Source organism: Prevotella sp. (assembly GCF_051059605.1).
In the GTDB taxonomy this organism is placed as follows: domain Bacteria; phylum Bacteroidota; class Bacteroidia; order Bacteroidales; family Bacteroidaceae; genus Prevotella.
Genome location: NZ_CP050883.1, coordinates 2,072,273 through 2,088,677 on the forward strand (window position 1 = coordinate 2,072,273; position 16,405 = coordinate 2,088,677).

A 16,405-nucleotide genomic window follows, 5' to 3' on the forward strand; every position below is an offset into this window, starting at 1 on the left:
TGTTAGAAACTTACGTTCACACCAACAGTGAACTTTCTAAGGTTAGGATAACTACCATAAGAACCAGCCATCGAATTCATGAATTTATCAGGATATGGGTTCAGGAAGTTAATGAGATTCTGTCCAGTTACATTAAGACGTACACTTTGTAAACCTATCTTCTTTACCAACAAAGAAGGTATTGTATAAGCCAAAGTCAAGCGATTGAGGGTTATTTGTGCAGCACTTACACGCCAGAAACTAGAAGCTACAGCATTTACATCAGTATAGGCTAAATTTGGATAATATCCATCTAGGTTCTGGGCAACAACAAGTTTACCAGAAGCATCATAAACATCCTTATAAGAGAACATATTGTCTACATTCCAGAAAGAAGGCATATTGCAATACTCGAGACTTCCTGTTGGTTTCAGAGCTGCACTAGGTATAAGTGTATATCCTCCCCAACTTGCACCTAACTGTGCTGTTATAGAAAAGTTTTTATAATCTGCCCCTAAATTCATTGTGAAACCATAGATATTATCACGATTTGACAAACAAACCTGATCATTGTTTTGATCAACTATTCCGTCAGGAGCTGCATAAGTACCATCAGCCTGTTGAGCACCTCTCACATCCTTATACATAAGCATACCAGGACGAACCTTGTCCTTTGTCAATCCCATGTAGGATGTGATATTGTATTTTGCAAAGTATTCGTCTATATCCTGGAAACTACGGAACATACCTATGCACTGCATTCCCCATGTACCTACGTTTGAACGAGTGCCATACCTAATCTGGCGATAGATATATTCGTCTTCCCAGTCCATATTCAGCACCTTATTGTCTGAATATCCTGTGTTAATACCTATCTTATACTTGAAATCCTTACCAATCTTGTCGTGCCAGTTAAGAGAAAGTTCCCAACCCCATGAATCCATTTCGCCAAGATTTGAAGCTGCAGAAACTGTACCTACTGTAGAAGGAACTGTCTGAAGGATATTCATCAACATTTCACGATTCCATTCTCTATAATAATCAAATGTAAGGCCAAGACGTTGATCAAGGAAGTTTGCGTCAACACCTACATTGAACTTATAATCCTTATCCCAATGGACGTCAGAGTTTACTGCTGAATTGTTTTTATTGATCGTAATTCGACTACTAGAATCATTGCCAGTTCCTTCACCAAATACTGTACCCTTATTAGCATCAAGAGCATAAACCTGCATCCATTGCCATGCAGCGGTGTTATCACGACCAGTAAGTCCGAATGAAGCACGAAGTTTTAAGAAATCCATCCACTTGACATTTTTCTTGAACCAAGGTTCCTCAGACAAAACCCAACCAGCACTGACTGCAGGGAATGTACCCCAATAGTTTTTAGGAGCAAACTTTGTTGACGCATCAGAACGCACAAGGAATTCAAACAAATACTTGTTTGCGTAAGCATAATTCACACGACCAATATACGACAATGCACCACTCTCACTACGTGTAAAAGTAGTTGTCATCTCACCTGTTGCGGCATTATACTGACCAGTAGTAAATTCATAAGGGCTTTCTCGTTGACCTGTAAGATATTCACTTTCAGCTTCAGACTTCTCTACAGAGAACAAAGCCTGAACATGGTGCTGACCGAAGTCGCGTGCATATTGTGCAGTGAAATTCAACTGATAGTTATCTGTACGCGTCATTGAACGTTCAAGATAGTTACCGTTTGAAGTTGTTATTCCTACGAAGTTAGAAGGAGAAAGATATGAAGCATCCTCATCGCCTGTAACGGGAGTATAGAGATGGTTGCCACTACCATATCTATTTGTCATCTGATACAGTGTGTACTTTGTTCCATATTCATTGCCTTTATCAGTATTGATACTCTTACTATAAGAGAAGCTAAGTTTCAAGCCTTTCAATAAGTCACTCCAACCAAAATCATAGTTTAAACTACCCATGATGTTGATATTAGAATTCATATTCTTCTTATAGTCACCATTATTTTGAAGTACACCATAGTTGTAACCCTGACTCTGATCTTTTTGAGAATTGCTTACGCCATAAGCCGGAATAGCATATCCATTTACAGACTCAGGTATATAATAAGGATGTGTAAGCAAAAGATTATAGTCCTTTTCTGTACTAGAGCCACCAACCTTTACCAAAGGAGTCTTCTGTGAACCATAATCTCCAGATACAGTAAGATTTGCACCTAGCCATTTGCTCACTTTAACATCAATTCCTGCACGATAGTTAAAACGATTATAATCAAGTTTGCCTAAATTACCACCTTGGTCATAGTAAGACAGTCCTGCAAAATAATTTACCTTGTCCGTCGCACCACTCACATTCACACTATGCTTCATTGTAGTACTGGTTTCCCAATACTTATCAAGCAAATCATAGTTAAGTCCCTTCATTGCCTCTAGTTCATCAGCTTGGAACAAAGCGGTCTTCTTATTGAGTGATGTATTTGTTGGATCAGCAGCAGCTACTGCATTATATAGTCGACCATATTGATAAGCATTTAGCATCTTTGGTCGTGCCACTTCATCGGCAAAACCAAATGTTCCACTATAACTAATGCTTGGTGCTCCCATCTTACCCTTTTTTGTCGTTACAAGGATAACACCATTGGCAGCACGTGCACCATAAACGGCAGCAGAAGCATCTTTCAATACAGAAATACTTTCAACTTCAGATGCGTCAAGATTATTGAAAGCCTCAACACCAAGATTCTGAGTCGTGTTACCAACCTTCACATCATTAGGATAAATATATCCGTCAATTACGACAAGTGGTTCCTGAGCGTTTGAGCCAACATCTCCAAGTGAGTTTGTATCACGGATAGACATCTTAGCATTTTCGCCAGGGCGGGCGTCTCCTCCGCTGATGCTTAATCCATTGACCAATCCACTAAGACTACTAGCAAGTCCACCATTAGCAAGATCTTGAATATCTGCAACAGGAACAGTTGCCACAGAACCCGTTAAGTGAGCCTTTTTCTGAGTACCATATCCCACAACTATAACGTCAGTCAAATCAGTAGAATTTGTTACTAACTGAGTGCGTCCTCCTGTTGTGGTGGCATCTTTATATCCGATATAAGTTATTGTTATTTTGCCTCCGTTAGGAACTGTTATCTTATAGTTTCCTTCAAGATCAGAGACTGTTCCGTTCTTACTGCCGGCAACACGTATGGTAGCGCCAATAATCGGTTCGCCACTTTCGTCGACAACCGTTCCTTGAACCACTTTGTTCTGGGCCATTGCAGGCGCAGCACAAGTCAGAGCCAGTCCAAGAGCCAGAGTCTTTATATATTTACTTTTCATAATATGTTTCCATTTGATTAGTTGTTATTCTGCAGAAGGAAGCCATCTTGGATCTCCAGTCTTTGCATTCACCTGAGTAGCATTGCTAATAGTGAAGTCAGCTCCATCAGGATTTTTAAAACCAGGATTTTCCTTTATGTCTGTTCCTGTATCATCATATCCAGCAGGATTATCAAAGATTACACCGCTAGTGCCTTTCTGCATGTATGTATTATTCTTGAATGTAGCAGTCTTCTGAGCTGTTTTCGTCAAGAACCTACGAGCTACACCAGTAGGACTACAATACGCAAATATACAGTCTGTCAGATTCCAATAAGCATTAGTCTGCCCTGCCATGCCATTGTAGTTACCCAATTGTCCGTTGTTACATACATTATAGAATGTACTATTCGCATAAGTAGTTGTGTTACTTAAATAACTAATATTCTTTGCACGACCGCTTGTCTGATAGAAATACTTATAATCGAAAGAACCTGTTTCATAGAATGTAGAATTTGACACTGTAAGCGACAATATATTTCCACCCTTATTTAGATAGAATACAGCATCCAACACTGCAGCTGGTGTGAGATGTACAATACAATTATTTACAACTACATTCTCTACATATACAACTTGTTTATTATCATAAACAAAGTAATTATTTACTTTATCAATATTACAAGACTGGATATTCAATTTGTCCTTCAAGAAGAAATAACTGGTATTTACAATATTTTTAATAAGAGGTGTTGCATTCATCGAAACAAATGGCGCTGTAGAAGTTCCACAATCAATATTGATGTTCTTCAATGTAAGCCCAGCATCCATAATAAAACCAGCATTACCGGTAAATATCACTGTTGGACGCTTGTTCTTATTTGTGCATCGAAGTGTAATCTTATTAAGTCCTGGAGTTATAACACCAGACATTGTGTAACTACCACCCTCTACAAGATCGAAACACAAATCAATAGATGTGCTATCGGCAGGGAGTGCTTTAGCTGCGAAATACTGAGTCAAATCTGTACCATCAGGAATTGTCTTATAAGTAGGAGTATAAGTATTATATGAAAATTCAGAATTCTTTTCGGACCCTGTATTATTAGCCTTAACATTTGCTGCAGACTTTATAGAGAACTTATAATAGGTATCCTCCTTACGAGATAATGTTATTGCTGTACCGTCAACAAGTTTGTTTTCAATACTATCTACAACAACAGGTTTATCAGGAGTAGTAACGTCATACACCGACACGATGTATCCACCTGCGCCAAACACCACAGGCCAAGAGATTGTTTGTTTTGCACCACTTGCATCAGGAGTTACAACAATAGAATCGGCACTTGGTGATTCGAGCTTCACACCCGAAACAGTAGTAAATCGTTCTCCATTGTCAAAACCATCCTGTGCGCACGAGCCTAAAGTCAAGATAGCTACACCCAACATCAGGTAGCCGCCTATTTTACGTCGTGCAATGAAATGATTCTTTTTCATGATTTAACGTTTTTAAGTTTAACATATCATTTTAGTTTATTTCTTTTCCCAAAACACTTCCTTGAGATATTCCACATTACTTCCGAAGTTATATTTCACATCTTTCACGCGCTTCACGTCACGGCTGCGTTCTACAACAAGCCATCCGCTCCACCCCATTCGATCAAGAGTGCGTTTTATCTTAGGCAAATTTATCTCGTTATCGTATCTCAGAATTACGCTATCTGTATTACTGGCATGAATCTGCGCTATATTTTCGCGCCCCAGTCTTTTAAGTTCCTTACATATATCACGTTGTGAATCAGCAGCATCTTGGAAGTTATAATATATCTTCACACCTTTGCTATTAATCTGCTTCAATAGTTTGATATCATATTTTGCATCCATTGCTGTACGAATAGCAACAACAAAACCACGTTTCAAAGCCATTTCACCCGCAACATGCAGTCTACCGACAAGAGAATCGTGCATTGCACCTTCTTTTTTCCAGTCATTTCCACATCCCCCCAAAGGTAGGAAAGCTATTTTGCTATTGAAAATCTTCATGGTATTAAAGCAGTCTTTCAATAATTCTACATAGTTTTCACGTATTATAAAGTTTTGTGCAAAGAAACCAGACATCGCTATCGATGGTACTTCAACCCCCAAACTATCAGCAGTATGCTTGAAAACATTTGCATCAATGACATTACGGAATCTATTATCGAAAAGCACACGGTTACCCAAAGGTCCCATATCCATTTCAACCCCATCGGCATTAATCTGTCGCGCTAAAGCGAATTCACCCAGTTTTTGCCTTTTCAGAATCATCCAGTCACACACCGCAACACGATATTTTGGTGTATTTTGCGATTCTGTTTTTAAAAATGGTACCAGCAGAATAACCGATAGTACGATTAGTTTTAAAGACTTAACAGCCATTTGGCATTTCTTTCTAATTAGATACTTAGTTAACTAAACTAACTTTATAGACGAAATAGCCAAAACTTTGTAATCATATAAAATAAAAAAATATAATTATTCTAATAAGAAACATTTAATATCCATTCTGTATATTCTTTTTAGCCACTTATATATACATGACTATTTTATTACTTTTGCATTACTATCTTAATAACAGAAAAACAAAATAAAATAAAAAGTTTCAAAAATCAGAAATAACCTCCACTTCAAGCGTAAATTATTATATTACAGTCTGTTAACTAGTGGAGGTATACCTCCACTATCATCCACTATCCTCCACTAAAATTTGCCATTTTCTACGATAAAACAGATTGTCGTCCCCAGATCACTACTTTAATGGTTCGATAATAGTAAAAGAATAAAATAGAAATTTATTTACTATATCTTAATCAACAAACATCTCGTTGATATAACTAAAACATTAGTAACGACAAAACGAAAGCGTTTGATTGATGGAATAGAAACTTTATAACGTAGAAACGCAAATGTTTGATCGATAGAACGGGTTGATGGATAATGAATAATAAAAACTTGGTAACAATAAAACAGAGGCATTCTTCAATATAGCAGAAACTCAGTATCATTAAACGGATTTTTTACTAGCTGCAAAGCTGCATAAACGCAACGATAATATAATTAGCTTCTCCGACATATCATTGAGTGATAAGGGCCTTATCACTCTGCACTTTGCGATACATTAGATAGTGATTAGGCCCTAATCACTATTTAATAGAATATCTAAATGATATTTCTTGCAAAGAATCTGGTAACATCATAATTTGTAATAAAACGCTAAAAATAGGTGTGATTTGGCATTTAATGTCACTTTTACCCCGATAATGTCACTTAATGTCACTCGCTCAGCCCTTATAAACAAAGGGTTTGTGACAAAGTGACATTAGTGACATTAAAAAAACTTTTTCTGGTATAATGTCTTTAGCCGGAATAGGTTTACATTTGTTATTAAATAAGTTGTCTAACCTTACCAGATTGGTTGTCATTCATTCCAATATGTGTCTTCACCAACCATTCAAAAGAAACAAACTCAGATTCGTTGACTAAAAAAACATGTTACTAACTATAATTCAGCTATTTAAAAGTACGATTACTGATTTTAAGTGAACTGCACTGATTATGTATTATACCTCGGAATATGGTGATCTTGAGGTTGTTGTATTATTAAAAATAAGTACAGGTGATTTTTACTGTATACATATTAAAAATATTGGTATAATGTGTTAAATACATTCCACCCTATCATAATTTTACATATATTTACAATCGAAAACAAAATGTATGTTTTTAACGAAACGACTAAAAGAACTATCCACATATTTTGTGGAATATATAATCTAATAACAATTTAATTGATGGCATGGTCGAGAACCTGTATATGACGTATGGCGGCAACAGATTGACAAGTGTCCGTGACAATGCAACTCAGCTCACTTATGAAGGTGCAACTGACTTCAATGGAGAGCCTAATAAGGAATATCCTCTAACTTACAACGATGCTGGTTCTCTCATAAGCGATGCTGGTCGTAAGATAGCCAAGATAGACTATGACTATCTCAATAATCCAGTCCGCATACAGTTCACTGATGGCAACGTGACCAAGTACATCTACAGTGCTGCAGGCGAGAAGCTCCGAGTGATATATCAGACTGCTGTTCCTAATATCGCTGTTGCGATTGGCGACACAAAAGAACTTGCCCCTTCAGAGATTCAATGTACAGACTACACAGACTACCTACTCAAAGGTAACCTTACACTGAAGAACGGACACATCGACAAGTATCAGTTCGAAGAGGGCTACTGTCAGGCAGAAAAGAATTCCTCTAATGCAAGTATCGATGACTTCACATTCTACTACTACGATAAGGATCATCTTGGCAACATCCGTCAGGTAACGAAAGCAGATGGTAGCCAAACAGGAAATGTCGTCCAGACTATCAACTACTATCCATTCGGAATGCAGTTCTGCGATGGCACCACTTATGACATTGATCAAAAGCACAAGTATAATGGAAAGGAGTTTGACAATATGCATGGCTTAAACACCTACGACTATGGAGCACGCCAGTACAACCCTGTCACCGCACGATGGGATAGAATGGACCCTCTCTGCGAGAAATACTATAACGTGAGCCCGTATACGTATTGTCAAAACAACCCTATAGAACTCGTAGACCCTAACGGTCAAGAAGTCACTATTAGTTATCTTCAGGGTAAGGATGAGCTATCGTTTGTGTACAACATCGGAATGACTTGTCCAACAAATAATAGCTTTGCAGAGACCTGCGTATCGGTATTTAATGAACTATCAAAGTACGAATTTGCCAAACCGGTATTGGAAGAGGTAATTAAGTCACCCAACAAGTATGATTTTAAGAATATTAACTCTGAAGGGGGACCTAAAACTATCCAATTTGTGCCTAATGCTAATCAAGATGGCGGGATTTTCAACGCAGCTCTTTTCATGAATAAAGATTATCACCTTGCTGATAAGATGAGATCGAGCGGGCATGAGCTTTACCACGCATTTGAGCAGATTAAGGGAAATAATCCTGCAACAGTCAATGGAGAGGTTGACGCTTATCTGTTTGAGTATATGCTAGTAACAGCGGGAGATCTTGGCAATTCCACTAAACAAGGACTTATATATACTAAAGCAATGTATGACATGGCGGCTTCGGGGATAAATCTTCAGGAGAATTACAAAAAGGCTTTAAACAATTTTTCCAAGGGCTCTAGTGCCAATGGTTCCGGACTATATAATCATGACAGGATTGACCCTTTATACAAAACCTCCATACTAAATCTGATTAAAAACTATTATAAAATAAAATGATATGAAATCAAGGTATATTATTAATTATGTAGCGGCACTGTTTCTTATCTTGTCTCTGAATAGTTGCAGGACTAGCGAGGTGTTCGACCTGGGCTCTTTAGATTGTCCCCCTTTTTCTGTTATGGGATATAAAGTTAAAAGTCGTGATATTAGGATGTGGTTCTTTGTAACCTTTTACTTTGACAGAAAAGGGCGACTGCTCAATTATCAATATAACAATATATTTTTTTATGATCGAGAGGATGGCATTAAGTTAGGAGACAGTTTCAATCCTTCGGGGAATTACCAATATCCAGACAGTGTAATGAAATATATCAATATGGTGGAACCGTATATCCCACTCATGCAAATGGTGCGTAGAGGGTGTAAAGCTAGGTTACACAAAGTGAATAAGTGGAAAACCCCGATAGGATTTTCAACACGAGTTTCTTATCAGTCATTCGGTGAAGAGTTATACAAATGCCAGGACTATTGGAAAAAGACAAGCAAAAGAAACATACTCAAATAAGACTGTATAAATAGTCTGAGGAAAAATCTGCTGGAGACATTTAGAGGGGTCTTTGTTAACTGATTGAGTACGCTTATGTGAATATTCTCTCGCAGAAGACGCAGAGGAATGCAGCCCTACTGCATTCCTCTGCAGATGATTATTACTTAATTTTGTGCTGTTGTAAAATGGTGGATAAAAATACAAACATAATATTTGGAAAATAAAATAACTTTTTATATCTTTGCCATTAACTAAATAGACACTAGGTAGAGCGCAGATAAATCTATACGATGAAAGAAAATACTTATAACAATCAACAAGTATAATGGAAAGGAGTTTGACAACATGCATGGCTTAAACACCTACGACTACGGAGCACGCCAGTACAACCCTGTCATCGCACGATGGGATAGAATGGACCCTCTCTGCGAGAAATACTATAACGTGAGCCCGTATACGTATTGCGTAAATAATCCTATGAAGAATATTGATTTGGATGGAAGAATGTGTGGTGATTATTATTGCATGAATGGCAATTTCTTGGCTACAGATGGAATAGACGATAATAAGAAGTATATTATTTATGATGATGATGAAGCTAAAAATATTCGCAAAACAGGGAGCGTAGAAAGTGTTCATAATGCTATGGAAGTTCCATCAGATGAACAAATCAATTCTGGACAGACTAGTTTTGACGAAGGATATAAAATTGGTAAAGAAACAGGTTTTGTAATGGGCGGTGGAACGACTTCTTCCATTTTAAATGGTGATGATAATTCTGTTAATTTGGGCAAAGGTTATGAGGAATTACAGCAAAAAGGTATTAAGGTACAAAGTGACGCACATTATCATCCTTTAGATTTTAGGAGTGATGGTAATGGTAATTACACTTGTTCTAATACAAATCCCTCTATAGCTGATAAAAATTGGAGAATGCTGCGAGAAGAAAACGGCTTAAATGATCCAAAGTCACCAAGTTGGATCCTTGGAAGTGAACTTAATGGGCCTGTTACTCAAGGTGAAAACGGCAAACTAAATTTTCAAACAACTGAGTCTATTCGGTTTTATACTGGAAATTATACAAGTAAACCATACTCTTGGAAACAATTTAAGGAAGTAGTTCGTAAATTAAATCGTAAGTAATATGAAAAAATATATTATTTGTATTATACTTTACCTCATCTCTATCAAGAGTGCTTTTGGAGGAGATTTTATTGTTGGTAATCTGACAAATAATTTAACGAAAGGAAAATCTCCTTTGGAAATTTTTTGTGAACCTAGACATAATGAGTATTACCCTTCACGCCTTATTGATATTGAGCGTAGCGAAAGGAATTATGTTGTTTACAATCTGCACATTGCATACTTGGATTTCTCTTCTATCCCACAAATCAAAACAGTTCAGGCAATAATCCCCAAGGAGTTTACAATAGAAAATTGTCAAGTCAGTTCTGACCAGTTTGAATTTTATTTTTTAACGAAAAGAAAAGAAATCATAGTATCCATACCATCAGTTAAGAATGATACATTATGTGATTATGAACATAGCTTGCGTTTTCCGCCATTAAATTATCGTTTACCCGAGATACCTGGTTTTATGATGTATGAGAGATATAAACCATTCATAGATAACCGATATATTGGCATAAGACAATGCGGAGCTTATACCTTATACTATTATAATTTGAAACGTAAACAAAAAGAACTGTATGAGAAGTGTTTGGATTTTTTTATGAAAGATTATTCTGAAAAAAAACATGACTAATACTGATAAAAGAGAAACCTTTACAGGTACACTTTTTATAGGTGGGGCTTTATACCAACTCTTCCATAAACACTTCGGTTTTTGTATATTATTACTACTATATACATTGCTAAACAGTTGTAAAACTGTTGAGAATAAGCAACTGGAAAAAATAAATAATTCTAGTTTTGTTGTCAAGAGCGTAAAGAAACAAAAGAATGGCGTATATGTAATATACGCCTACAGGAATGAGTCGATTTTCAAAATTGTCAGCTACTATGACGGAAAGAAAATAATAGAGGAAAAAGGCTAGTAAAAGGTACGTGTTTTAATAATACTTATAACAATCAACAAGTATAAGACTTGCACACAATAAGGAAAAATAACCGTAATATCTACTACTATGCCATGTGACATTTATAACCTTACAAGATTAAATAACAATGTTGCTCCCCAAATAGAATTAAATTCAACAAGTAGTGACGCTATTTAAAAATTCAAAGAAAATGGCTTATGGAGAAAAAGTATATCATCTTTATATTGATGCTTATAGCATACGGTCAAACATTTGCACAAAGGAACTTGCCCCTTCAGAGATTCAATGTACAGACTATAATGACTATCTCCTAAAAGGCAACCTTACACTGAAGAACGGACACATAGACAAGTATCAGTTCGAAGAGGGCTACTGTCAGGCAGAAAAGAATTCCTCTAATGCAAATATCGATGACTTCACATTCTACTACTACGATAAGGATCATCTTGGCAACATCCGTCAGGTAACGAAAGCAGATGGTAGCCAAACAGGAAATGTCGTCCAGACTATCAACTACTATCCATTCGGAATGCAGTTCTGCGATGGCACCACTTATGACATTGATCAAAAGCACAAGTATAATGGAAAGGAGTTTGACAACATGCATGGCTTAAACACCTACGACTATGGAGCACGCCAGTACAACCCTGTCACAGCACGATGGGATAGAATGGACCCTCTCTGCGAGAAATACTATAGTATCTCGCCGTATGCTTACTGTTGTAACAATCCGGTTGCTTATTATGATGTTGCAGGATTAGATAGTGTTTATTATAATGAAAGTGGTATAGAAATACAAAGACGTAACTGTGCAAATAGTTTGAATTTTGTTATAAAAACAAGCCAGAGTACAGCTGAATTATATAAAGATTCCAATCCTGATCAAAAAGGGGTTAGTAATCCAATTTCAAGAAAGAATGCCATATTAACTGAAGAAGAAATACGAAAAGGTAACTTAGCAGGTGATCACATGAAGAATGTGACCCAATTTGGCAGTAATAGCGAGATGTCAGCTATGCTATCTAGTATAGAAGACGACGCAACAGGTGGCGTTAGTAACGAAAATAACAGGGAATATTCTGGCAAATTTACTAATACTGGTGTTAAAGATGTTAAAAAAGGTTCTGTGGGAGATCTTTCCAAAAAAAAGAATTTGGTTTCATCTGGAAATTCTGATTGGCATAGCCATCCAAGTGGTTCAACGACTTATAAGCCTGGATATTCAAAATTTTGGCAACAAGCTCCATCGAAGCAAGATATAAAAACTGCTAATCATGCAGAATATGTAGTGGGATGTGGTAATGGTACAATATATAAATATAATAAATATGGAATTATTTCAACTTGTCCGACGTATGTGTTTTCTAAATAGAAGCATAGTTCTGCTATTTATAGTATGCAGTATACCTCATACTTTGTATGCTCAAAATAGCTATTTGAAGCAGTATGATTATATAATAAAGGATCTTCTTAAGATTGTTAAATCTGATACCCTTTATTTTTCTTTCGATGGTGATTCTTGTATAGAAAATTCTATAAGAAAGCATGTTAAAAGTAAAAGAGCAAAGATAGAAATGCCTATGAAAGATGACTATGTATACTGTTTGTCATATCCAAAGGTAGTTAAACATCGTCTGTTTATTCAAGTTATGGAAACATGGTTGGTTGCCGATAAAAAGGCTCTTTACAACAACACTTCTATAGAATATTTTTTTGGAAAGAAAAAAGTAATACGCAAGGCATCAGGCACTATACATGGGAATAAATTATAGTTAAATCAAGTCGTGTTGCGTAAAAAACAAATAGATAATGATGAACAAGTGTGACATAGGAAGTTCTGCAGGTGATATTGTTCAGGCATTTTATTAGCTGACCACAAACCGAATAAAACTGCTTTAGCAGATAGTGTAGATATGTGCTATGAGGAAAAATCTGCGGGAGACATTGGGTTGCTTTATACAATTGATTGAGTGCTCTTATGTGAATATTCTCTCGCTGAGGACGCATAGGAATGCAGCCCTGCTGCATTCCTATGCAGATGATTATTACTTAATTTTGTGCTGTTGTAAAATGGTGGATAAAAATACAAACATAATATTTAGAAACTTAAATAACTTTTTATATCTTTGGCATTAACTAAATAGACACGAGGCAGAGCAATAGGAGATAAATACGATGAAAGTAAATACCTTCATCTTTATTGTATGATAATGCCCCTAATGAATCTTTTGCCATAAATGGGTATTTACTAGCAAGTCTAAAATAAGAAAGCATGATATTATACGAATCCTATTCTTCAAATATATCCTTCATCTATTTATAAATTATAGATATACATACTAACTTTTCATAGCCTTTATTTCTGACTATTAATAAATTCACGAGGACTCATTCCATATCGCTTTCTAAAGCATTTTCCAAAATAACCAGAATCACTGAAACCAGATTTATAGGCTATGTCGGCAATGCTTAATTCTGACGTTTTCAATAACTCTACGGCACAAGCTAACTTACGTTCCTTCACAAAATCAGAAGGAGATAAATCGGTTAGTGCTTTAAGACGTTTGAAGAATGAGCTTCTGCTCATACCCAACTGTTTTGCTATTAATTCTATATCAAAATCTTCCTGCATAAGATTGCTATCAATAATGCTACTAACATTATCAACAAACAATTTATCCTGCTGTTCAAGATAAAACTTCTTTTTAAATTCAGATACCTTTGTCTGAATATAGATGTCGTTCTTCATCTTTAACTGATACTTTGCATATTTTATGGCAAAATAAGCAGTTACAATGAAAATAAACATATAAAAAGTATATGCCCACCAAGTAGCCCACCAAGGTGGCAATATAGTTATCTGCATTCTGCAACTGCTCACCTTACCCGGATTGGCAGTATCTATTGCCTGAACAACAAAAGTATAATCTCCAGAAGGCACGTTAGTATAAGACGCAATTCTGTTGTTGCCATTGTAATGCCAATCCTTATCATATCCGTCTAGCTTGTAACGATAGTTCACTCCATCACGATTATGAAAGTTCAATGCAGCAAACTCCAATGTAAACATTGACTGACTATGTTTAAGTTCCAGCCTGTCAACATAGTTTATAGCCTTATCAATAATTGGGTCATCAACATAACTACGTATATCCCTATTATTTACCTGACAGCCGACAATGTATACAGGATATTTTACATTTTTCGTTTTAAGAGCCTCTGGTCGGAATGCCAATATTCCCTGTTTGCACCCCATCCATAATTCCCCATTTGAATTTTTCAAAGAAGAAGTCTCTTCCATATCCACATGTGGAAATCCGTCTGTATTATCAAAGTTTCTTATACGATCAGTGACAGGGTCGTAACATGATAAACCATGATCATTACCGAGCCACAGTCTACCACTATTATCCTCAAGAATGGAAACAATAACATCGTTTCGCAATCCCTCTCGTTCTCCAAGTGATTTAAATAAAGGAAGATTTTGTTTTTTATCATATCCTGAGATACGACTCAGTCCACCACCAAACATACATACCCAAATATTCTGACGATGATCTTTATAGAGTGCATAAACATCACTATTTGCCAAAGTATTAGTTTCTGTCAATCTATAAGAATTAAACTTGATGTGCCTAACATTATCAAAGTCTGCATCAAAAGACATTAATCCGTCTATCGTTCCAACCCATATTCTACCCCATCGGTCTTCAACCATATTCCTGACTTCAAGATATAGTCCATATCCCGGATAGTTTTTCATTCCGTTATATTTATTCTTGAATTCAATACTGCCGTTATGTTCCACTATTAGATTCAAACCACCATCAAGTGTTCCAACCCAAATACGCTTATGACTGTCCTCATAAGTAATATACACGTTATTACCACTTATTGTCGACGGATTAGCAACATTGTGTAAATAATGAACAAAACGATATCCTCCCTCAACATTCTTATCAGGCAAAGCCTTTATAAGTCCGTCGCCTTTAGTTGATAACCACAGATTTCCTTTATGGTCTGCCATGATATAATAAACGCTTCCTATGTGATATCTGTCATAAGAATATTTGAACTTCAATTTGCCGTTTATGTCAAGTACATAAAGATTCTTGCTGCGTGTACCTACCCAGATATCTCCATTTTTAAGTTGAAATAAAGATCTAACGCCTTCTTTATCACTTGGCGGTAAAGGTATTATGCGGAACTGACGTTTAGGAAAATTAAACCGATAGATACCATTATTTGTTGACGAAAGCCATAAAATACCGTCACGATCCATATTCATACTAAAGAAATGCGCTCCATGCTTTTCATCACGCAATTGTGGCAACGTTACAACATTACGCATTTCAAGAGTCTTTCTGTCTATATAAAGAGCCTCACCAGCCTCGGTGAGATAGAACACACCATGTTCACCAGCATCACAAAAAGAAGGAGAAGTGATACGACCGAAATAAAAAAACGGAAACAGTTTTTGTTTTCCGTCACGAGGATTAAAATATTTTATCGAAGTAGCGCCAACTGTCCATAAGCATCCAAAGCTATCCTTATAAACATTTGACTCAACAGACTTTCGCTGAAAATATGAATACCATTGTTTCTTTGTCCACTTGCTTCCTTTAAGTGGTTGAACAAAAATGCGATAGTCTTTGCCAACCCAACCAGCGTAACCAGAACGTATATCAACAAGGTTATCCTTTAGTTGATAATCAAACTTGTTTATCTTTCCACGTGAAGACGCGATCAACTGCACTTTGATTCTTCCATCGGGTAACGTATATGCCTGTAATAGGTTTTTATCTTTCGTAAGCAGTAATATTTTTCCTTCAGGTGTAGACTGTATCTTTATTATCTGCAAATTACGCGAATACGATTTCAGTTCATCAAAGATATTTTCAAATCGCTCAGTACGTTTAAAGAACACCGACAATTTCCAATCTAAAGTTTTTATCCAGATATTTCCCTGACCATCTTCCATAATAGTTTCTATCTTACGTGGAGGTTGATCAGAAACTATGCTCACGGCATTTGAAAAGTTTTGAAAACGTGTTCCGTCAAAACGTGTAAGTCCATACCATGTACCAAACCACATAAACCCTTCTTTGTCTTTCAACGAACAGTTTACGATATTGTTTGGCAATCCGTTTTGGTCTGTGTAATGAGAAACTAACAAATCATCCTTTTCCGTATTCTGCGCAAAAGCTGAAACGGAAAGCAAAACAAAAAGCAGTATGTAGGCTAGTTTTCTCAT

General features: G+C 36.4%; 11 protein-coding genes. 7 read left to right on the forward strand and 4 right to left on the reverse strand.

What is annotated here, in order from left to right:
• Positions 1-2: 2 nt before the first annotated feature.
• The 3 genes from HEQ28_RS08195 to HEQ28_RS08205 are packed head-to-tail and all read right to left on the reverse strand — an operon-like array spanning position 3 to position 5,708.
• Positions 3-3,311, reverse strand: a complete 3,309-nt coding sequence (locus tag HEQ28_RS08195) for a SusC/RagA family TonB-linked outer membrane protein (RefSeq protein ID WP_434501780.1) — start codon at positions 3,309-3,311, stop codon at positions 3-5.
• A gap of 24 nt (positions 3,312-3,335) precedes the next feature.
• Complete coding sequence (locus HEQ28_RS08200; RefSeq protein WP_434501781.1) at positions 3,336-4,787, reverse strand: DUF4992 family lipoprotein; 1,452 nt, start codon at positions 4,785-4,787, stop codon at positions 3,336-3,338.
• A 36-nt stretch (positions 4,788-4,823) separates the two neighbouring features.
• Positions 4,824-5,708 carry a sugar phosphate isomerase/epimerase family protein gene (locus HEQ28_RS08205; RefSeq protein WP_434501782.1) on the reverse strand — a complete coding sequence of 295 codons (885 nt, stop codon included), beginning with the start codon at positions 5,706-5,708 and terminating at the stop codon, positions 4,824-4,826.
• Between the two features lie 1,417 nt (positions 5,709-7,125).
• Between HEQ28_RS08205 and HEQ28_RS08210 the strand changes: the two genes are divergently transcribed.
• The 7 genes from HEQ28_RS08210 (at position 7,126) to HEQ28_RS08240 (ending at position 12,923) form a co-directional block, all read left to right on the forward strand.
• Positions 7,126-8,601, forward strand: a complete 1,476-nt coding sequence (locus HEQ28_RS08210; RefSeq protein WP_434501783.1) for an RHS repeat domain-containing protein — start codon at positions 7,126-7,128, stop codon at positions 8,599-8,601.
• A 1-nt stretch (position 8,602) separates the two neighbouring features.
• Entirely contained in the window at positions 8,603-9,109 is a 507-nt protein-coding gene (locus HEQ28_RS08215; protein WP_434501784.1) for a hypothetical protein, read from the forward strand.
• A 294-nt stretch (positions 9,110-9,403) separates the two neighbouring features.
• On the forward strand, positions 9,404-10,234 hold the full coding sequence (locus tag HEQ28_RS08220; RefSeq protein WP_434504441.1) for an RHS repeat-associated core domain-containing protein: 831 nt from the start codon (positions 9,404-9,406) through the stop codon (positions 10,232-10,234).
• Position 10,235: 1 nt separating this feature from the next.
• A complete protein-coding gene (locus HEQ28_RS08225) occupies positions 10,236-10,856 on the forward strand; it encodes a hypothetical protein (protein WP_434501785.1) in 621 nt (206 codons plus the stop codon).
• On the forward strand, positions 10,849-11,148 hold the full coding sequence (locus tag HEQ28_RS08230; protein WP_434501786.1) for a hypothetical protein: 300 nt from the start codon (positions 10,849-10,851) through the stop codon (positions 11,146-11,148). The genes HEQ28_RS08225 and HEQ28_RS08230 overlap by 8 nt, the downstream gene beginning before the upstream one ends.
• A 193-nt stretch (positions 11,149-11,341) precedes the next feature.
• A complete protein-coding gene (locus HEQ28_RS08235) occupies positions 11,342-12,523 on the forward strand; it encodes an RHS repeat domain-containing protein (protein WP_434501787.1) in 1,182 nt (393 codons plus the stop codon).
• Between the two features lie 64 nt (positions 12,524-12,587).
• Positions 12,588-12,923: a hypothetical protein gene (locus tag HEQ28_RS08240; RefSeq protein ID WP_434501788.1), complete on the forward strand. Its 336-nt coding sequence runs from the start codon at positions 12,588-12,590 to the stop codon at positions 12,921-12,923.
• Positions 12,924-13,507: 584 nt separating this feature from the next.
• Here the strand turns inward: HEQ28_RS08240 and HEQ28_RS08245 are convergent.
• Entirely contained in the window at positions 13,508-16,405 is a 2,898-nt protein-coding gene (locus HEQ28_RS08245; protein ID WP_434501789.1) for a two-component regulator propeller domain-containing protein, read from the reverse strand.

Bases quoted from the DNA above. Each gene is read 5' to 3' on its own strand.
- HEQ28_RS08225 (WP_434501785.1), top strand. From the start codon at position 10,236: ATGAAAAAATATATTATTTGTATTATACTTTACCTCATCTCTATCAAG.
- HEQ28_RS08200 (WP_434501781.1), bottom strand. From the start codon at position 4,787: ATGAAAAAGAATCATTTCATTGCACGACGTAAAATAGGCGGCTACCTG.
- HEQ28_RS08205 (WP_434501782.1), bottom strand. From the start codon at position 5,708: ATGGCTGTTAAGTCTTTAAAACTAATCGTACTATCGGTTATTCTGCTG.
- HEQ28_RS08195 (WP_434501780.1), bottom strand. From the start codon at position 3,311: ATGAAAAGTAAATATATAAAGACTCTGGCTCTTGGACTGGCTCTGACT.
- HEQ28_RS08230 (WP_434501786.1), top strand. From the start codon at position 10,849: ATGACTAATACTGATAAAAGAGAAACCTTTACAGGTACACTTTTTATA.
- HEQ28_RS08215 (WP_434501784.1), top strand. From the start codon at position 8,603: ATGAAATCAAGGTATATTATTAATTATGTAGCGGCACTGTTTCTTATC.
- HEQ28_RS08210 (WP_434501783.1), top strand. From the start codon at position 7,126: ATGGTCGAGAACCTGTATATGACGTATGGCGGCAACAGATTGACAAGT.
- HEQ28_RS08245 (WP_434501789.1), bottom strand. From the start codon at position 16,405: ATGAGAAAACTAGCCTACATACTGCTTTTTGTTTTGCTTTCCGTTTCA.
- HEQ28_RS08235 (WP_434501787.1), top strand. From the start codon at position 11,342: ATGGCTTATGGAGAAAAAGTATATCATCTTTATATTGATGCTTATAGC.